This is a genomic window from Enterococcus sp. DIV1337a (genome assembly GCF_051712285.1).
GTDB classification, from domain to species: Bacteria; Bacillota; Bacilli; order Lactobacillales; family Enterococcaceae; genus Enterococcus; species Enterococcus faecalis.
Genome location: NZ_JBIOOP010000001.1, coordinates 67,332 through 85,102 on the forward strand (window position 1 = coordinate 67,332; position 17,771 = coordinate 85,102).

20 protein-coding genes are annotated in these 17,771 nt (G+C 37.8%); 15 read left to right on the forward strand and 5 right to left on the reverse strand.

The window, feature by feature from the left end; translation table 11 throughout:
* The 4 genes from ruvB to IGL49_RS00305 all read left to right on the forward strand — a co-directional run bounded on the left by ruvB (window position 1) and on the right by IGL49_RS00305 (window position 5,834).
* A complete protein-coding gene (gene ruvB / locus IGL49_RS00290; RefSeq protein WP_002381340.1) occupies window positions 1-1,017 on the forward strand; it encodes a Holliday junction branch migration DNA helicase RuvB in 1,017 nt (338 codons plus the stop codon).
* Between the two features lie 141 nt (window positions 1,018-1,158).
* On the forward strand, window positions 1,159-1,857 hold the full coding sequence (locus IGL49_RS00295) for an N-acetylmannosamine-6-phosphate 2-epimerase (protein ID WP_104854679.1): 699 nt from the start codon (window positions 1,159-1,161) through the stop codon (window positions 1,855-1,857).
* 178 nt (window positions 1,858-2,035) lie between these two features.
* Window positions 2,036-4,375: an alpha-glucosidase gene (gene ygjK, locus IGL49_RS00300; RefSeq protein WP_002386404.1), complete on the forward strand. Its 2,340-nt coding sequence runs from the start codon at window positions 2,036-2,038 to the stop codon at window positions 4,373-4,375.
* A 541-nt stretch (window positions 4,376-4,916) separates the two neighbouring features.
* On the forward strand, window positions 4,917-5,834 hold the full coding sequence (locus tag IGL49_RS00305) for a helix-turn-helix domain-containing protein (protein WP_104854678.1): 918 nt from the start codon (window positions 4,917-4,919) through the stop codon (window positions 5,832-5,834).
* Between the two features lie 44 nt (window positions 5,835-5,878).
* On the opposite strand, the gene IGL49_RS00310 is transcribed toward IGL49_RS00305, so the two are convergent.
* The 3 genes from IGL49_RS00310 to IGL49_RS00320 form a co-directional block, all read right to left on the reverse strand.
* Window positions 5,879-6,316: a type II toxin-antitoxin system HicB family antitoxin gene (locus tag IGL49_RS00310; protein ID WP_104854677.1), complete on the reverse strand. Its 438-nt coding sequence runs from the start codon at window positions 6,314-6,316 to the stop codon at window positions 5,879-5,881.
* Between the two features lie 33 nt (window positions 6,317-6,349).
* Window positions 6,350-6,532, reverse strand: a complete 183-nt coding sequence (locus tag IGL49_RS00315; protein WP_104854676.1) for a type II toxin-antitoxin system HicA family toxin — start codon at window positions 6,530-6,532, stop codon at window positions 6,350-6,352.
* A gap of 104 nt (window positions 6,533-6,636) precedes the next feature.
* Window positions 6,637-7,290 (reverse strand): Crp/Fnr family transcriptional regulator, encoded by a 654-nt coding sequence (locus tag IGL49_RS00320; protein WP_104854675.1) that lies wholly within the window; start codon window positions 7,288-7,290, stop codon window positions 6,637-6,639.
* Here IGL49_RS00320 and IGL49_RS00325 point away from each other — a divergent pair.
* From IGL49_RS00325 to IGL49_RS00375, 11 genes are all read left to right on the forward strand, one after another.
* On the forward strand, window positions 7,290-7,478 hold the full coding sequence (locus tag IGL49_RS00325; protein WP_104854674.1) for a hypothetical protein: 189 nt from the start codon (window positions 7,290-7,292) through the stop codon (window positions 7,476-7,478). The two genes, IGL49_RS00320 and IGL49_RS00325, sit on opposite strands and share 1 nt — an antisense overlap.
* 85 nt (window positions 7,479-7,563) lie before the next feature.
* Window positions 7,564-8,457 (forward strand): SDR family oxidoreductase, encoded by an 894-nt coding sequence (locus tag IGL49_RS00330; protein WP_104854673.1) that lies wholly within the window; start codon window positions 7,564-7,566, stop codon window positions 8,455-8,457.
* A gap of 12 nt (window positions 8,458-8,469) precedes the next feature.
* Window positions 8,470-9,042 carry an alkaline shock response membrane anchor protein AmaP gene (gene amaP, locus IGL49_RS00335; RefSeq protein WP_104854672.1) on the forward strand — a complete coding sequence of 191 codons (573 nt, stop codon included), beginning with the start codon at window positions 8,470-8,472 and terminating at the stop codon, window positions 9,040-9,042.
* 12 nt (window positions 9,043-9,054) lie between these two features.
* Window positions 9,055-9,246, forward strand: a complete 192-nt coding sequence (locus tag IGL49_RS00340; RefSeq protein ID WP_002356087.1) for a DUF2273 domain-containing protein — start codon at window positions 9,055-9,057, stop codon at window positions 9,244-9,246.
* A 12-nt stretch (window positions 9,247-9,258) separates the two neighbouring features.
* Window positions 9,259-9,771, forward strand: coding sequence for an Asp23/Gls24 family envelope stress response protein (locus tag IGL49_RS00345; protein WP_010816949.1), 513 nt, complete (start codon window positions 9,259-9,261; stop codon window positions 9,769-9,771).
* Window positions 9,772-9,829: 58 nt separating this feature from the next.
* The gene (locus IGL49_RS00350; RefSeq protein ID WP_002356090.1) at window positions 9,830-10,390 is read left to right on the forward strand and encodes an Asp23/Gls24 family envelope stress response protein; all 561 of its coding nucleotides are present in this window, start codon (window positions 9,830-9,832) and stop codon (window positions 10,388-10,390) included.
* Between the two features lie 23 nt (window positions 10,391-10,413).
* Window positions 10,414-10,656, forward strand: a complete 243-nt coding sequence (locus IGL49_RS00355) for a GlsB/YeaQ/YmgE family stress response membrane protein (RefSeq protein ID WP_002356092.1) — start codon at window positions 10,414-10,416, stop codon at window positions 10,654-10,656.
* Between the two features lie 416 nt (window positions 10,657-11,072).
* On the forward strand, window positions 11,073-12,308 hold the full coding sequence (locus IGL49_RS00360; protein WP_104854671.1) for an MFS transporter: 1,236 nt from the start codon (window positions 11,073-11,075) through the stop codon (window positions 12,306-12,308).
* Between the two features lie 20 nt (window positions 12,309-12,328).
* Window positions 12,329-12,508, forward strand: a complete 180-nt coding sequence (locus tag IGL49_RS00365) for a hypothetical protein (protein WP_002381345.1) — start codon at window positions 12,329-12,331, stop codon at window positions 12,506-12,508.
* A 369-nt stretch (window positions 12,509-12,877) separates the two neighbouring features.
* Window positions 12,878-13,591: a WxL domain-containing protein gene (locus IGL49_RS00370; RefSeq protein ID WP_104854670.1), complete on the forward strand. Its 714-nt coding sequence runs from the start codon at window positions 12,878-12,880 to the stop codon at window positions 13,589-13,591.
* A 92-nt stretch (window positions 13,592-13,683) separates the two neighbouring features.
* Entirely contained in the window at window positions 13,684-14,415 is a 732-nt protein-coding gene (locus IGL49_RS00375; RefSeq protein ID WP_104854669.1) for a WxL domain-containing protein, read from the forward strand.
* Between the two features lie 117 nt (window positions 14,416-14,532).
* Here the strand turns inward: IGL49_RS00375 and IGL49_RS00380 are convergent, their stop codons facing one another.
* Together IGL49_RS00380 and IGL49_RS00385 are read right to left on the reverse strand one after the other, a co-directional pair.
* Window positions 14,533-16,017: a helix-turn-helix domain-containing protein gene (locus tag IGL49_RS00380; RefSeq protein ID WP_104854668.1), complete on the reverse strand. Its 1,485-nt coding sequence runs from the start codon at window positions 16,015-16,017 to the stop codon at window positions 14,533-14,535.
* Window positions 16,011-17,498, reverse strand: a complete 1,488-nt coding sequence (locus IGL49_RS00385; protein ID WP_104854667.1) for a helix-turn-helix domain-containing protein — start codon at window positions 17,496-17,498, stop codon at window positions 16,011-16,013. Before IGL49_RS00385 ends, IGL49_RS00380 begins: the two co-directional genes overlap by 7 nt.
* Window positions 17,499-17,771 lie beyond the last annotated feature (273 nt).

Below are 17,771 nucleotides of genomic sequence, written 5' to 3' on the forward strand. Positions count from 1 at the left end.
ATGACAGAAGAAGAACGGTTGCTTTCAGCTGCAAGTCAAGAAGCAGAAGCTTCAATTGAAAAATCGTTACGTCCACAATTTTTAGCACAATATATTGGTCAAGACAAAGTAAAACAAGAACTAACGATTTATATTGAAGCGGCGAAAAATCGGAATGAAGCGTTGGATCATACCCTTCTTTATGGTCCGCCAGGTTTAGGGAAAACGACAATGGCGATGGTCATCGCCAATGAAATGAATGTGAACATTCGGACCACAAGTGGCCCAGCCATCGAACGGGCGGGAGATTTAGTCGCTATTTTGAACGAATTAGAGCCTGGTGATGTGTTATTTATCGATGAAATTCATCGTTTGCCGCGAGTTGTGGAAGAAATGCTGTATTCCGCAATGGAAGATTTTTACATTGATATCATGGTTGGTCAAGGAACCACGGCACATCCCGTTCATTTTCCATTACCGCCTTTTACTTTAGTGGGCGCTACCACACGTGCAGGGATGCTTTCAGCGCCATTACGAGATCGTTTTGGGATTATTTCTCACATGGAGTATTATCAAGAGCAGGATTTAAAAGAAATCGTTCTCCGTTCCGCGGATATTTTTCAAACGGAGATTTTTGAGGAAGGTGCCTTTGAAATTGCGCGCCGCTCAAGAGGAACCCCGCGAATTGCCAATCGTTTGTTAAAACGTGTCCGTGATTTTGCCCAAGTCCAATCAGATGGCAAAATCGACCGAGCGATTGCAGACAAAGCGTTAACCTTACTGCAAGTGGACCATCAAGGCTTAGATTATGTCGATCAAAAATTGTTGAAAACAATGATTGATTTATACGGCGGTGGTCCAGTTGGCTTAAGTACCTTGTCTGTAAATATTGGTGAAGAAACCGAAACGGTGGAAGATATGTATGAACCCTACCTTATTCAAAAAGGTTTCATTAAACGAACACCGCGAGGACGGATTGCAACGCCTTTTGCGTATGCACATTTTGGGTATGATTATTTAGAGGGGCGTAAAAATTAAAAATAAGCCAAAAGAAAGTAAGCTATAACCGCTTGCTTTCTTTTGTTTCACGTGAAACGTTTGTTCTTATTTGGGAGAGTGGCATATTTCAACTGTTGTAGGTATACTGTGTTTGTAACCGCTTTTAAATTGGAGGGATCAATGTTGAATGAAGAAATCAAAGGGGCATTAATTGTTTCTTGCCAAGCGTTGGCAGACGAACCGTTGCATAGTTCCTTTATCATGTCCAAGATGGCTTTGGCCGCTAAACAAGGAGGTGCTAAAGGCATTCGAGCAAATTCTGTAGTAGACATTCAAGCAATCCGAAAAGAGGTTGATTTACCAATCGTTGGGATTATTAAACGAGATTATCCTGGAGCAGAAGTATATATTACCGCAACTATGCGTGAGGTAGATGAATTAATGGCTGTTCAGCCAGAAATTATCGCTCTCGATGCAACCCATTCGAAACGACCGAATGGTGAAACGTTAGCCACATTTTTCAAAAGAATAAAAGAAAAGTATCCTGACCAAGAATGGATGGCGGATTGTTCCACGCTAGAAGAGATGATTGAAGCGGCAGAGTTAGGCTTTGATTACATTGGCACAACGTTAGTCGGCTATACGCCACAAAGTGAAAATCAGCGGATTGAACAAAATGATTTTGAACTGTTAAGAGAAGCGAAGAAGCATTTTACTACGCCCATCATTGCAGAAGGAACGATTGACACACCAGCAAAAGTCCAGCGTGTTCTGGAGCTAGGTGCTTATAGCGTAGTGGTGGGATCTGTTATTACAAGACCGCAAAAAATTACTGAAAAATTTGTGGAAGCTACGAAAATAAAACAGAATGAAGCATAAACTAAATACACTATCGATACACTCGTTATTTTTTGATTAATACACTTCGACACGGTCGCTTTTTTTTCTGGAGAAAGTTGAATCTTTCAATAATGAAAAGGGATACACTCCATTTGGCATAGTCCTTGCTGATAATAAATCAGTGTATAAAGCGCTATCATTTTATAGGAGGGGTTTTATGAAGGGTTTATCAAAAAAGAAACGGGTGTCTACTTGGTTAGCGTTAGGAATCACCGTAGTCAGCTGTTTTGCGTTAAGCGGGGAAGTGCAAGCAAGTGTTGAAAGAACAAAAGTTGATGAATTTGCAAATGTTTTAGATGTGAGTGCATCACCAACCGAACGGACGAATGGCGTATACGATACCAATTATTTTAATAATTTTTCTGATTTAGGTGCATGGCATGGCTACTATTTACCTGAAAAAAGCAATAAAGAGCTGCTGGGTGGTTTTGCGGGGCCATTGATTATTGCGGAAGAATATCCAGTAAACTTGGCGGCAAGTTTAAACAAATTAACGGTCAAAAATAAAAAAACGGGAGAAACTTATGATTTAAGCCAAAGCAACCGCATGGACTTGTCTTATTATCCTGGGCGCCTAGAGCAAACCTATGAATTAGACGATCTAACGATTCATTTAGCTTTAATTTTTGTCAGCAATCGAACGGCGCTTATCCAAACGACACTTGAAAACACTGGTGAAGAGCCCTTGTCACTTGAAGCAAGCTGGACAGGTGCGGTCTTTGACAAAATTCAAGAGGGAACGGAAACCTTAGATATTGGCACTCGTTTAACTGCTAAAGACAATGACATTCAAGTGAATTTTGGCGAAGTCAGAGAAACGTGGAATTATTTTGCTACGAAAGACACAAAATATACGATTCATCACGCAGATAAAGTTTCAACAAAAATTGATAATCGGAATTATACAGCGACCGCTGAACCAATTGAATTGAAGCCTAAACAAACGTACAATACCTATACGACAGAAAGCTATACTTTTACAAAAGAAGAAGAGGCAAAGGAACAACAACAAGCACCCGAATATACCAAAAATGCGGCGCGCTATTTCAAAGAGAACAAGCAAAGGTGGCAAGGATATCTAGATAAAACGTTTGATCAAAAGAAAACAGCAGAATTTCCTGAATATCAAAATGCGCTAGTCAAATCGATTGAAACGATTAATACCAATTGGCGAAGTGCGGCAGGTGCCTTTAAGCATGACGGGATTGTTCCGTCCATGTCTTATAAATGGTTTATTGGTATGTGGGCTTGGGATTCGTGGAAAGCGGATGTAGCAACGGCTGATTTTAATCCCGAGTTAGCTAAAAATAATATGCGGGCCTTGTTTGATTATCAAATTCAAAAAGATGATACCGTACGTCCACAAGATGCAGGAGCGATCATTGATGCTGTCTTTTACAATCAAGACAGTGCGCGTGGTGGTGAAGGTGGCAACTGGAATGAACGAAATTCTAAACCACCATTGGCTGCATGGGCAGTTTGGCATATTTATCAAGAAACCAAAGACAAGGAATTTTTAAAAGAAATGTATCCCAAACTTGTGGCTTATCATAATTGGTGGTATACCAACCGAGACCACAATAAAAATGGGATAGCAGAATATGGAAGCATGGTCAGCGATGCCCACTGGCAAAAAGATGACAAGGATCAAATCATTAAAGATAAGAATGGCCAACCTAAAGTGGACGATGATGCTGTTATTGAAGCAGCCGCGTGGGAAAGTGGCATGGATAACGCTACACGGTTTGACAAAGAAGGTGTGGGCAAAGGCGACGTCGGAGTTAAAGTTTTTGAAAATAAAAATAAAGGAAAAGTAGTGGGGTATTCAATTAATCAAGAATCAGTGGATTTGAATGCGTATCTCTACGCTGAAAAGGGCTATTTAGCTTCGATAGCAGAAGAACTAGGCAAAAAAGAGGACTATAAGAACTATCAAAAAGAAGCGAAGAAACTAAAAAAATATATTCAAGAAAATATGTTTGATGAAAAAACGGGCTTCTTCTATGACTTACAAATAAATGAAGACGGCTCGAAAACAAAATTGTTAGTCAATCGTGGCAAAGGAACAGAAGGCTGGTTGCCGCTTTGGGCAAAAGTAGCGACCAAAGAACAGGCGGCGGCAGTTAAGAAAAACATGATGAATCAAGAAATGTTCAATACCTTTATGCCATTCCCAACGGCATCCAAAGACAATGAAAAATTTGCTGCAACGAAATATTGGCGAGGACCAGTTTGGCTTGATCAAGCCTTGTTTGGTGTAGAAGCTCTTCAAAACTATGACTACACAAAAGAAGCAAAAGAAATGACACAAAAACTCTTCTTACATGCCGAAGGATTGATGGGAGAAGGACCTATTCATGAAAATTATGATCCACTGACAGGGAAGGGCCTAAGTACGAAAAACTTTAGTTGGTCAGCGGCAGCATACTATTTATTGTATAAAAACACCTTATTAAGTAATAACCCCACAACGCAAACCGCTTTTGAGATAAAATAGAAAAACAGCTCTTGAGAAAATATTGCTCAAGAGCTGTTTTTTCTTCACTTGCTACAATCTGTTCCCCTCTGATTTAATTAAATGTAATTTATTTATTTAAATAAATATATTTCATATAATTAAACAAAATATCTAAAAATAAACTATATGTACTTTTATTAAAAATGTTATTTAATAAAAATGAAATAGATATTCAATGAGATTGATTGTACAATGGTTAATGAAGAGTGGGTTTAACGGAACCGAGTAATAAGAAATAAACTAATATTGAAACCAAACATTGCGACACCTCCTGCTCTAAGTTATATTGAATTTCATTATAAGACAGATATCTTAGTTTCTTCAAGAACGAATTAGAAAAGTTTTTTTAAATTTGTTGACGCCTGACAATTATAATGTTCAAAAAAATAATTTAAACAAATATATTATTTGATTATTTGGTAATATTAAAGTTCGTAAAAATAATTTTTATAAAATGTTATATTTTATTTAATAAAAAAATAATACTTAATATTAACTTATTAATAGAAAGGGGCATATTATGGATGTGTTAGAGGCATTAAAGTATTTTAGAAAAAAGAAAAAAATTGCTCAGAAAGATGTTTTACCAAAAAAAGGGAAACAAACCTATCGAAGAATCGAAATTGGTGAAGCCAAGCTAAGTTACGAGGATTTAATGACAGCATTACAGTCACTTGGGATTACCTTTAATGAATTTTTTCATATGGTCTCTGAAACAAGAAGTACGGCTTCATCTAAAATTATGCATCAAATTGAATGTTGTCAAATGGGGTTGAACAATACAAGTGAAAAAAAGAACCTGATTCATTACTTTTATCAATTAGAGCGCAATCCCCAAAAAAACGCAGTAGAGATGTCTATTTATACAGATATTAAGCTAACTTTCAGTAATGATTGGGAGGAAATTCCAGAATTCGATGAAACTGATCGAATGGCAATTCTCGCACTTATCTCTAGCAAAAGCTACTATACATATTACGATTATCAAATGGTGACTAATACAGGGGCGTTATTTTCTGAAAACGAAGTCCTTCAGATTCTTGAGCAGATGTTTCCTGTCAAAGATGCTGAATTACGTGATACCCAAACATTAAATGTCGCCTATGGTTTTTACCTAAATATCATTACAGCGCAACTTTATAAGAAAAATTATGCGAAAGCCCGGGAGTATTTAGCGCTAATGAGTGTTACCACGATTCCTGTCGAAATCTACTATATTCATTTTAACTTACGTTATTTAAAAAATCTTACGTATTATCTGTACACTGGCAAAATGAGATATTATAAAGAAGTAATCACCGTTATTGATATGATTGAAAGTTTTGGGGATGCACGTTTGGCGGAAGGCATGAAAAAAGAAATGCTTCAGCTGACGGCTGGTCGGACATTTAATTTAGATTATGGACAATTTCCTGTGAATATTGTCACTGAAAAATAAAAAGCTCCCCCGCAAGTTTGAACTTGTGGGGGGCTTTCTCTAGGCTACTTTAAAACATGTAGCGACTTTTCAACGATAGCATCGGTCAAGGTTTTAGAAAAATTCAATTTATTTTTTTTCCCGAGTTCATCAGACCACTTGGGAATGGTGACGGTTTTTTTGACTAACGTATTTGTTCCTAAATAATCATTTAGTTCTACATTTACCATAGAAACAAACGAGTCTGCAAGGTTAAAATTGAAGTCATCATCATCTCTAAAGGGATTATTATCTTCTAATGACAACGTATTGATAGGAGATGGCTGGTTGATTGTTCTTTGATGTTCAATATCATCAGATAACATCATACCTAAATAATCGGAAGCCATCGCAATTGCATCAGGAATTGTATCTCCTTGCGTACCAGAACCACCTATATCTGGGAAATAAACATAGTAACCATTCTCGACACTGTAGAAACATGCAGGATAACTAATTAGCATGAATGATGCCTCCTTATCAATCATTGAGGAAGGCTATTTCAGCCCTGCCTCTTTTAAAATCCCTATTTCGGTTCCTTTTTTCAATTCTCCGTGTGGGATAATGATCGGTCTTTTGCCAGACATCTCCATTTTTATATGGGAGCCTTTTCCACCATCGGTTGGTAACCAACCGAGCTTTTTTAGCAATTTGACCATTTGTTTTTGTGTCATTGGCATGTGCACAATACCTCCTGACAGGATATATTTTAATACGTGTAATACGTATTGTCAAGTGGATGAAAAAGCACCCCCGTAAGGTCAAACTTACGGGGGTGCTGATGTTAAACAATAATGTTATCTCTAATCATGTCTAAATCTTTAATCAAAATTTTGCGATTACGTAGTTCGATTGCCCCTAACTCTTTTAGTTGCTGCATCATCCGGTTAACGCTACTAGCAGAAGTTATCCCACAAAAATGCGCAATTTCTTCATTGGTCACCACGAAATCGATTAAAATACCTTCCTCTGTTTCTACACCAAATGAATCGTACATTTCATAGATTTGTGTACAAACGGCTCCAAATTTACCGTTCATTAACATTTGCTGCATCTTTTTCATGGAATGCATTAGACGGTCCCGATAGTATTCTTTGACATACATCTGTAACTCTTTACTATTATTGATATCCCGCCAAAATTGTACACGGTCGATTTGGTAAAGTTCTGCTTGTGGAGATTCGATGCGAATATTAAAAGGTGCATCAATAAATTCTGAATATTCATCACGTAGCAATGAAACAATTTCCAAATTGTTGATATAACGTAAATTAAATTCACGACCGTCTTTGGAAATAACGCTGGTTTTGATGATGCCACTTTTTAAAATATAGGCATAACGATCCTGCAGTCCTTCATAAGTTAAATAATTTTTCTTCTTTTTTACAACGACTCGAAATGAATGCTCATCTAAGTAGTCTTGTAAAACATTTCTCATTGGCGGTAACTCCTCAATTATTTCTAAATATTTTTTGTCTTTGCCTGTTGGCTTCTTTCTTATTTAAGCGAATTGGACATCATATGTCAATAACAAATGTTGATAAAAATGGTCAATTAAACGCTGTTTTGAAAAATAAAATCAGCTTTCAGATACTTTCGCGAAAAATTTCGCTTAATGAGTATTAAAAATATTTTTTTTATTTTATGTGCTCAAATATTTTTCAAAATTAAAAAATTGTATTAAGATAATAGTAGAAAGGGAGGAGATTTCATGACAGAACCAAACTTAAAAGACCCAAGAAAGTTATTTTATAGTGATGGATTTCCGCAGCAAGATCAAGAAACTCCCGCATTACAAGACAAAATGGTTCCTAAACCGGATTGTGGGGAAGACAGCTATGTCGGAAATCACAAATTAGAAAATCGTCGGGTATTAATTACAGGCGGTGATTCTGGGATTGGACGAGCAGCCGCCATTGCTTTTGCTCGCGAAGGCGCGGATATTGCGTTACATTTTTTCCCAGGTGAAGAAAAAGATGCTGAAGAGGTAGCGCGCTATATACGAGAAGCTGGCCGAAAAGTCTTTCTTTTCCCAGCAGATTTAAGAGACAAACAAGCGCCTGCAGAATTGGTTGCACAAGCTCGTGAATCTTTAGGCGGCTTAGATACACTTGTTTTAAATGCAGCCCAACAAATTTCCTGTGCCGCTATTGAAGAATTACCAATGGAACAAGTGATAGACACTTTCCATGTCAATATTATTGCGATGTTTGGCATTGTCAAAGCAGCAGTGCCTCACTTACCTGCTGGAAGTAGCATCGTGACCACGACTTCCGTCCAAGCCTTTAATCCAAGTGAGCATTTGTTGGATTATGCAGCAACGAAGGCATCAATTGCCAACTTTACCGTTGGTTTAGCAAAACAACTGGCACCAAAAGGCATTCGGGTAAATGGCGTGGCCCCAGGACCAATCTGGACACCATTACAATTAGATCATGGACAACCAATTGAAGAGTTGCCAGAATTTGGGCAACATTCTTTACTGGAACGTGCTGGTCAGCCTGCTGAATTAGCCCCTGTTTATGTTTTCTTGGCGTCCAACGATGCAAGTTATGTTACGGCTCAAGTTTATGGCGTAACTGGTGGAGAAGCAATTAATCTTTAGGAGGGATGTTCCGTGAATAAAGTTGTTAAAATACTTTTGCTTCTAGGCTCACTGATTTTAATGGCATTATTTGGCGCGGTGGCCATCACCACTTGGTCAGCCGAGACGGCTTGGCAGCCGCCAGATAATGTTCAATGGTTCTTGCAAGACAATGAGTACGCACGTCAAGCAATTTTTTGGGTAGCGCTGGTTTTACTAGGAATTATGCTCTTTCTATTTTTATTCATTCTTTTATTCCCAAGAAGAAAAGGCACGTTTGAATTAAAAGAGCAGCAAGGGAAGTTAGTGTTACACCGTAAAGCCATCGAAGGATTTGTACGCTCTAGCTTACAAGACAGCGATTTTCTGGAAGCACCAACCATTCGTGTAAAGGCGACAAAACGGCGCATTAAGGTCAATGTCAAAGGTACACTGAAACGAACGGCAGATTTAATTGGACAAACAGAAGCTTGGTCAAAAACAATGGAAGAACGGCTTGCTCGTTTGGTGGGAACTGGTCACAAGATTACGATTGATGTTCATTTTGAAGATATTCAATCAGTAAAACGACCACAACAACAGCAAACACAAGCACGTGTGGAGTAGGAGGGATGTACAATGGTTGAATGGATAAAACAATATGCCGTTCCGTTAATTGGTGGCTTAGTCGGCTTGGTTTTTGCAATCTTGTTTCTGTCAATCGGCTTCTTTAAAACATTGTTAGTGGTACTCCTGACAGGACTAGGTATTTGGCTAGGTTTGTATTTGGAACAGACAGGCATTGTCAAAAATTATTTTCATCATAAATAGGAGGTTTTGGCTATGGAAAATGCAAATGTATCGATTGTTAAAGGTGAGTTGACGTTTGAGGATAAAGTAATCCAAAAAATTATTGGCATTGCTTTGGAAGAAGTCGACGGTTTGTTAACTGTTGACGGTGGATTTTTCTCGAATTTACGAGACAAAATGATTAACAGTGACGATGTTACAACAGGAATTCACACTGAGGTCGGCAAAAAACAAGTCGCAGTGGATATGGACATCGTAGCCGAATACGGAAAAGATATCGAGACCATTTATGATCAAATGAAAGAGGTTATTACTCGTGAAGTCCAACAAATGACTCACTTGGAAGTAATCGAAGTTAATGTCAACGTAGTAGATATCAAAACACAAGCAGAGTACCAAGAAGAAAGTGAAACGGTCCAAGATAAACTTGGTAACGCCGCTGAAGCGACAGGTAGTTTTATGTCAAAACAAACCAACAAAGCCAAACATGCGGTAACTAAAGGCAAGACAAAAGTCAAAGAAAACACGGCACCTCGTGTTCAATAATGGGTTATTATTTTATTAAAAATAAAGCAATAATAGAAGAAATTAGGAGGAATGAACCATGAGTAACGAAAAATTCAATAATGTACCAAAACCAGCAGGAAACGGACCACACACACCAGAAGATCATGCAATCAAAGGTGAATTAACATTTGAAGATAAAGTCGTTCAAAAAATTATCGGTTTAGCCTTAGAAAATGTTGATGGTCTATTAACAGTCGATGGCGGCTTTTTCTCAAATATTGCTGAAAAATTAGTAAATACAGATAACGTCACAGCTGGTATTGATACCGAAGTTGGTAAAAAACAAGTCGCTGTTGACATGGATATCGTGGTAGAATACGGTAAAGATATTCAAGACATTTATGAAAAAATGAAAGAATTAATCAGTCGTGAAGTGAAAAAAATGACCCACTTAGATGTGATTGAAGTGAATGTTAACGTAGTTGATATCAAATCAAAAGAAGAATACGAAGAAGATAGCGAAACGGTTCAAGATAAAGTCACAGGCGCTGCCAAAAGTACCGGTGAATTTGCTTCTGAACAAACAGAAAAAGCAAAAAAAGCTGTGAATAAAGGAACAGAACAAGTCAAAGAAAATATGGAACCACGTGTAGAATAAACGGTTAAAAGGAGGAAACAATCATGGGCTTTATTTGGGCATTAATTGTCGGCGGTGTCATTGGGGCAATCGCTGGAGCAATTACTAAAAAAGGATCATCAATGGGCATTATTGCCAATATCATTGCAGGTTTAGTTGGTTCAACAATTGGTCAAGCCATTTTAGGCACATGGGGACCAAGCTTAGCTGGTATGGCTATTGTGCCATCGATTATCGGGGCAGTGATTTTAGTTGCCATCGTTTCATGGATTTTAGGAAGAAAATAGGGAAAGTTAAAAAAAAATAGGTCATAAGTCGTCTCGACTTATGATCTATTTTTCTTTTTCTATGTATAGGAAGTTTCGTATGAAAAGTAAATTTTGAGCCAATTAGCCAAGAGCTTATTTTAATTAAAATAAGCTCTTGGCTAATTGGCTCAATGCCTTTCTGGGGGTTAATTAAAATCATTAGTCATTTTTGGTTTTTTAACAAAAATCAACAACATTTGTTGAAGTTATTTGTAGATAACGTTTATCATTCACAAATTTACATTTTTTTGTAACGGATATCTCGTATAGTAATAACTGCAAATGAATTTCAGAAAATTTTTTGATAAGTCATCAAAGTGAGGGGATAGCGGTCTTTTATTGAAAAATAGCAACACAAAATAAACAGAACAAAAGAGAGAGGAATCCAAAGAATTATGACAGAACAAACACCAACAAAGCTTTTGAATAAAGGCTTTATCAGTATTACAGTGATTAATTTCATTGTCTATCTTGTTTATTATTTATTAATGGTTATTATTGCGGTGATTGCGCAAGATAGCTTACACGCTACTTTAGGTCAAGCGGGTTTGGCCTCAGGAATTTACATCATCGGGACATTGCTTGCACGACTTTTCATGGGGAAACTCCTTGAACTGATTGGGCGCAAACAAGTCTTACGTTATGGGGCTTTGTTTTATCTTTTAACGACTGTTGCGTATATGTATATGCCAAGTATGGGCATTCTTTATCTGGTCCGTTTTTTAAATGGGTTTGGTTACGGAACCGTTTCGACAGCGACTAACGCAATTGTCACCGCCTATATCCCTAAAAACAAAAAAGGGGAAGGGATCAATTATTATGGGTTGAGTACTAGTTTAGCAGCCGGCATTGGGCCATTTATTGGGATGTTATTGTTAAATGTTGCCAACTTCCATGTCATTATTAACTTTTCAATTATTTTAATTTTGTTAACAACCATTGCTTGCTTCATTTTCCCAGTGAAAAATATTGAGTTAACACCTGAACATCGTGAAGCTTTATCTAAATGGAATTTTGATAGTTTTGTTGAAAAGAAAGTTTTATTTATTACATTTATCGCCTTTTTAATGGGTCTTGCTTATTCAAGTGTCTTGTCTTTCTTATCTTCTTATGTCAAAGTAATCGATTTAGTGGACGTCAGCACATTCTTCTTTATCGTCTATGCGGTCGTGATTACCTTAACACGTCCATCGACTGGTCGGATTTTCGATGTCAAAGGGGAACGCTACGTCATGTATCCGAGCTACATTTTCTTAACGCTAGGCTTGTTCTTATTAAGTATAACTACGTCTGGTTGGATGTTATTAGTTTCAGGTGGGTTAATTGGCTTAGGTTATGGGACCTTCATGTCAAATGGCCAAGCGGTTTGTCTTCAAGAAAGCCCAAGTCCTCACCGTATCGGGATTGCTTTATCGACTTATTTCATCGGTTTAGATCTTGGATTAGGGGTTGGTCCGTACGTTTTAGGTGAATTACGTAACTTTATGTCATTCCAACAAATGTACTTCTTAGCAGGCTGTATCCCAATCGTTTGTACTATTTTATATATGGTCTTCCACAAAGCTAAAAATGATGCCAAAGATTTGTCTCTTGAAACGATTGAAGAGATTGAACACGGCTCAGAACTATAAATGGACAAGGAGTGATTTCAATGCCTAACGATGAACGGATTTTAAATGTTTTACAACAAACACTAACGGAAATTCAACGCATGAACACGCGTTTAGCTAAAATTGAAACAGAGTTAGCCGATGTCGATCAACATCACGCGACTTTGGATCATTACTTGCAAGAGCTAGAATTGGTGACAGAAAATAACAACGTCATGTAAAACCGTGTGTCATTAAATGATTTTTCGGCAGTTTGCGACCGAAATAGTGAAATAAATGATAAGATTTTAGAAGAAAACGTCAAAAAGTTAGGGTTCAACGCTGACTTTTTGACGTTTTCTTGCTATTTGTTAAACTTTTTGGCGTTGAAATCGATTAAATAACATCTTTAATTATCAAAATCAATTGAAAATCCAGTGTTAAACAATAGATAAACATTGTCATATCAAGAAACGTTATTTTTCATGCAGATGGTGTTAAATATTTAAAATTACAAATGGTGGCAGTTCTTGTATAATAAGAACATAGCTTTAGCGGCGCAGAAGCAGATTGGCGCTGAAAATTCAGAGAGTCAAAGGAGACGTACATATATGAAAAAGAAATTATTGGCAAGTTTATTGGTTAGTAGCGCCGTGGTTGGCGCTAGTTTGGCACCACTTTCGGCACAGGCAACTACAACAGGGACTACACCAGTGACTGTGGGGTTTGAAGGGGGCACGTTGCCAGATCAAGATAATAATGATGGCACAACAACGGCACCTGACCCAGGAACTTCTAATACTGACTTTGATATATTATCTATTCCCAAAAGCATAGATTTTGTTACCTCAAAAATAGGTGATGATTTGTCAGCTATAAAAAAATCTGGGGCAACACAAAAACATGTTAGTGTAGGCGATTTACGAGGCACGAAAGAAGGCTGGCATTTAACAGCAGAGATACCACAAATGAGCAACGGAACAGATAAATTAGATGGTGAGATGAATTTTACCTTGGTTCCTCGATATGCTGAGTATATAGTTAACCCAGATGATAAGACAGGGATTTATATTCAAAACATTGAGACGAATGGACTTAATATAGCAAATGATTCTACAGCCCCCGACTTTATTGGAACAACTATAAAATTAGGTGGTGGAGCAACTACATTAGTTAATGCACCAGCAGGAAAAGGACAAGGTCTATGGAGTGCTTTATTCCAACAAGATATGACGTTAAATGTCACAACCCCAACGCAACAATTGAAAAAGGGCAACTACACAGGCAACATCACATGGAACCTAGTCGCAGGACCTTCTATCTAAACACAGATGCATACATAGAGGATGGCGTATCGATTTTCTGTTTTCAATCGTCCATTCTCTATGGAAGAATAAAAAAAGGAGACGTACATATTATGAAAAAGAAATTATTGGCAAGTTTATTGGTTAGTAGCGCCGTGGTTGGCGCTAGTTTGGCACCACTTTCGGCACAGGCAACTACAACAGGGAAAACACCAGTGACAGTGGGGTTTGAAGGGGGCACGTTGCCGGATGGTAACGGTGACCCAAATACCGTAAGGCCTGACCCGGATGCTTCAAATAGTAATTTTGATCTACTATTTATTCCAAAAGGGTTAAATTTTGGGAAATTATCTATCTCAGATGATTTGACTAAACCAATTCCTACACAAGTAGATGAAAGCGTAGCTGGAATGAGAGAAGCAGTAGGGGTTGGTGATTTGCGCGGAACTAAGGAAGGTTGGCATGTGACAGCTCAATCATCTGGACTGGTATCAGGAAGTGAAAAGTTAGCAGGAAATATCAATGTTGCGGGAATTGCTGTGTTTAATTTAATATACGATAAAGACACGAATACATATATTAATGGGGCCGCAGCAGACACAAATCCCGTTGAGGTTACCCCTAATTTACCTGTATATTTAAATTGGAAACTTGACTTAGGGGGAGATGCCCAACTTCTCATGAATGCTACTTCTGGTAAAGGCCAAGGATTATGGAAAGCTGGATTGCGTGATGTAACACTAAACCTTACCACTACTGCTAACGAAATCAAAGCAGGCAACTACACAGGCAACATCACATGGAACCTAGTCGCAGGACCTTCCACACCAGCGCCATCTAACTAATGCACAATTAATTAGAAGGCTACCTGCGCCCAGCAACACAGCAGAGTAAAAACGCAGCCCACTTCTTCAAAAGAGGAAGTAGGCTGCGTTTTTTTAAAATGTTTCACGTGAAAACTTCTAAAAATGGCGGGGACTTTTTTTCGTTACTACTTGTGTATTTAAGTTCGCTAAGCTCTGCGCTAATGCGCCAATGCTGGCGGAAAAGTCGACATAATATGTCGGAATAGTCGCTTTAGCAGTCATTTCAGAAAAGACATCCGTAATGATGACATCAAACGGCTTTTCTGGTGAGGCCACAAAAACCAACTTTTTCTCCACTGCTTTGTTCAACTTTTCGTAGAGGGTATCTAAAATCAAGTTGCTTTGATTGGTGCGGACCAAGACCCGAATGGGCGGGACTGACTGATCTTTTAAAGTACTAAACAGCATAAACAAACTATCAGCCAACAATTCAGCATTGCCCCCCAGTGTCGGTAACATCTCTGCAGACAAACGCGTAATATCCTTATAGAGACTCGGGTGTTTCTGACGGGCTTCCTTCAAAAAGCTGTCTTGCACAAAGGGATTGGCAATCGTCACAAAGGTTTGAAAAAAGACACTTAAATTTTGAATCGACGTATATAAATAAAGATATTCATGAAACGTCAACTTAATGTGATAGAAAGATGTCAATTGATAAACGACCTCTTTAATCGGTGAGGCTAACAACTGAACCATGTGCATGCGAGCAGCCGGAATTTCTGAAATGTCCTTCTTCGCGTAGCTGGCACTAATCGTCAATAAAAAGAACGCGAAGACGCCTTCTTTTTGGACAAACTTCATCGGTACTTGATGATATGCTTCTTCTTTAAAAAACAAGTTAAACTCGGTCAGACTAACAAAAGGATTGACAATCGTTTCTTTCTCTACCAGCATTTCTTTCATATAGAAGCCACTGCGCCACCGGGCTAAAATCACACCAGAAAAAATCAAATCCTTCGTGAAATCCTGCGTTGTGTCAAAGGAAACGGAATATTTTAAGCGCTTAAAGAGACTATTGACATCTTTCTTTGGGACCGTCAGTAACGGCCAATCATCTTCTGAGTAGTTGTTCCAAAAAAGCATCATAAAGAAAATACGGATATCTTTTTCTTTGCCCACTAAGACGTTCGTCCGTTTTAGGTTGATTTCAATTTGATATTTTTTGAGCCATTGATTCAGTTGACCGATTTTCCGAGTCAACGTCGAAGAAGAAATCGCTAAGTGTTCTTCAAAATACTTGTTGTCCAGCGTGCCGTGATTAAAGGCATAGGCTAGCACTTGATAGGCGAAGCTCTTTTTTACAAAGTAAGGCATCAGAAACGACAACTGGAAGTAAGGGGCAAACCAAAAGGTGATTTCTTTGGTGTCGATGGATAAGGAAAGGAGCTTTTCCCAGCCATTTTTTTCAATTTCTGCTTGAAATAATTCAATCGTTTGCAGAAGGGTTTTTTGTTGCATTTTTAATTGCGTCGCCAAGGTGGAGAGCGCCAGTGTTTGTTCGGCAGCTTCGCTACGTTCTAATAACTTTTCTAAAACGGCGAAACTTTTGCGGTAAGGGGTATCAAGTAAGCCTGTTAACATCCAATCTCCTCCAAACTGTTTTCGTCTCGTAATTTGTCGAAATAGATTTTCCGGACCACATGTTTGAGATGATAGTATTCATCTAAGTAGGGGACGGGATGCCAATAGAAGGTACGGCTAGCATGGAAAAGCGGGTTTTTTTTATCTGTAATGACTAAATCAGGTATTTCCTGAATGTGGTTCACAAATTTCAAAGGAACGTCACAATAATTGGCAATCTCTTTCGTGAGCCATTTTTCTTGAATTTGATTAATTGAAGAATGTAATAAAATTTTGACTGGCACTTGTTTATTTAATAGGACGCTACGGATAATCAGAAAAATCGTTTCTTTAAATAAAGCATCTAAAGGATGATACTTGGCAAAAGGCAAGCGTTTTAAGAAATAATCAGTTGTCCGTGAAACATTGGGGTATTGTTTTTCATATAAGGAGACATTCGCCACCTCATAGCTTAATTCTTCTTCAATAGGAAAATGGGTTAGACGTTCACTGGCGTTGGAGAGATTCACCAATAAAAAGACGACTTCAAGAGCGCTTAAGTTCAACTGTAATTGGGAACATTTTTCAAAAATCCAAGTAGTGTGTGGACTTTGGTCCATGCCCATAATGGCTAAATTGGCAAAGTTAATTGTTTCGATTTGTTCTAGCGAATACATGGTTAAGGTACTGAATAAGTCATAGTAAAAGCGAATTTCTGCTTGCCAGCTTGCTCGTTTCGTTTGTTCATCAATAAAACAATCATTCACTAATAATTGGAACTCTGGATAAGGAAAGGCCAGATTAATGGCAGCAACTTTCGGATAATCGGTAATCGTAAAACCAGCTTGGTAACGCAGTAAACCTATGGACATAATTAATTTTAATTTGCGTAGATCAGTATATGTAAAGTAAGGGTAACGATTTTTAATAATTTCGATAAAGTTTTTTAATTGCGCTTGGTTATTTTTAGCTAAGAAAGGTACCAGGGAAGTCCCTGAAATAAAAAATAAGGAGTAAAAGAAACTTCGAAAGTCGGTCTCGTTGCCACAAATCTTTTCTCGTCTTTTTAAATTTAAATGGCAATTAAATTTAGCTAGCTGATTATTCAATCGATCACTGACTTGCTTGAAAATAGAGAAATTAATAAAGTGCTCATCACAAAAATCTTTGGCGGAAGTGTAGCGTTTTAAGAGTAATTCAATTGCTAAGGTATAGGTTAAGGAGCTACGCACAACGGCTTCCTTCATTAATTCAATCGGAATGTTTTCATCGGCGACTAATTCTATGGACTGTTGATGATTAATGATGCGAATATGTACATTTTCATGTGTATTGACGCGTGAAATTAACAAATTTAATTGGTTCAATAAATTGTTGATATTGTAGTGGGAAAATTCATATTTTCGCCGCAGTTCTTGCATGGGGACTTTTTCTTTGTTGTCATATAGAAATTCAATCAAAGATAGTAATTGAATTTCTTGTTTGGTCAGTAAGTTATACATAATAACCACCTTTCTAATTGGTTATGTTCTTTGTTTTTTAGCGAAAAAGCTCGTTGTCCTTATGCTACTGTATCTATTCTTAAAAATCAAGAAGAATTGAAAGCATCCGTTTGCTGTGGTAGGAGGGAAAAAAGACGGTATTTGTCCGCAGTTTCAAAAATTGTGATCTTCGCTCAATTGATTAAATAACGAGAGCACTAAAGTTGATTGTTGTGTTTTCTGATGGGAAACCCTAGACAGTTCTGGCTTTTTGTCTGACTTGTTTTTATGAAA

Bases quoted from the DNA above. Each gene is read 5' to 3' on its own strand.
- ruvB (WP_002381340.1), top strand. From the start codon at position 1: ATGACAGAAGAAGAACGGTTGCTTTCAGCTGCAAGTCAAGAAGCAGAA.
- IGL49_RS00295 (WP_104854679.1), top strand. From the start codon at position 1,159: ATGTTGAATGAAGAAATCAAAGGGGCATTAATTGTTTCTTGCCAAGCG.
- ygjK (WP_002386404.1), top strand. From the start codon at position 2,036: ATGAAGGGTTTATCAAAAAAGAAACGGGTGTCTACTTGGTTAGCGTTA.
- IGL49_RS00305 (WP_104854678.1), top strand. From the start codon at position 4,917: ATGGATGTGTTAGAGGCATTAAAGTATTTTAGAAAAAAGAAAAAAATT.
- IGL49_RS00310 (WP_104854677.1), bottom strand. From the start codon at position 6,316: ATGCTAATTAGTTATCCTGCATGTTTCTACAGTGTCGAGAATGGTTAC.
- IGL49_RS00315 (WP_104854676.1), bottom strand. From the start codon at position 6,532: ATGCCAATGACACAAAAACAAATGGTCAAATTGCTAAAAAAGCTCGGT.
- IGL49_RS00320 (WP_104854675.1), bottom strand. From the start codon at position 7,290: ATGAGAAATGTTTTACAAGACTACTTAGATGAGCATTCATTTCGAGTC.
- IGL49_RS00330 (WP_104854673.1), top strand. From the start codon at position 7,564: ATGACAGAACCAAACTTAAAAGACCCAAGAAAGTTATTTTATAGTGAT.
- IGL49_RS00340 (WP_002356087.1), top strand. From the start codon at position 9,055: ATGGTTGAATGGATAAAACAATATGCCGTTCCGTTAATTGGTGGCTTA.
- IGL49_RS00345 (WP_010816949.1), top strand. From the start codon at position 9,259: ATGGAAAATGCAAATGTATCGATTGTTAAAGGTGAGTTGACGTTTGAG.
- IGL49_RS00350 (WP_002356090.1), top strand. From the start codon at position 9,830: ATGAGTAACGAAAAATTCAATAATGTACCAAAACCAGCAGGAAACGGA.
- IGL49_RS00355 (WP_002356092.1), top strand. From the start codon at position 10,414: ATGGGCTTTATTTGGGCATTAATTGTCGGCGGTGTCATTGGGGCAATC.
- IGL49_RS00360 (WP_104854671.1), top strand. From the start codon at position 11,073: ATGACAGAACAAACACCAACAAAGCTTTTGAATAAAGGCTTTATCAGT.
- IGL49_RS00365 (WP_002381345.1), top strand. From the start codon at position 12,329: ATGCCTAACGATGAACGGATTTTAAATGTTTTACAACAAACACTAACG.
- IGL49_RS00370 (WP_104854670.1), top strand. From the start codon at position 12,878: ATGAAAAAGAAATTATTGGCAAGTTTATTGGTTAGTAGCGCCGTGGTT.
- IGL49_RS00375 (WP_104854669.1), top strand. From the start codon at position 13,684: ATGAAAAAGAAATTATTGGCAAGTTTATTGGTTAGTAGCGCCGTGGTT.
- IGL49_RS00380 (WP_104854668.1), bottom strand. From the start codon at position 16,017: ATGTTAACAGGCTTACTTGATACCCCTTACCGCAAAAGTTTCGCCGTT.
- IGL49_RS00385 (WP_104854667.1), bottom strand. From the start codon at position 17,498: ATGTATAACTTACTGACCAAACAAGAAATTCAATTACTATCTTTGATT.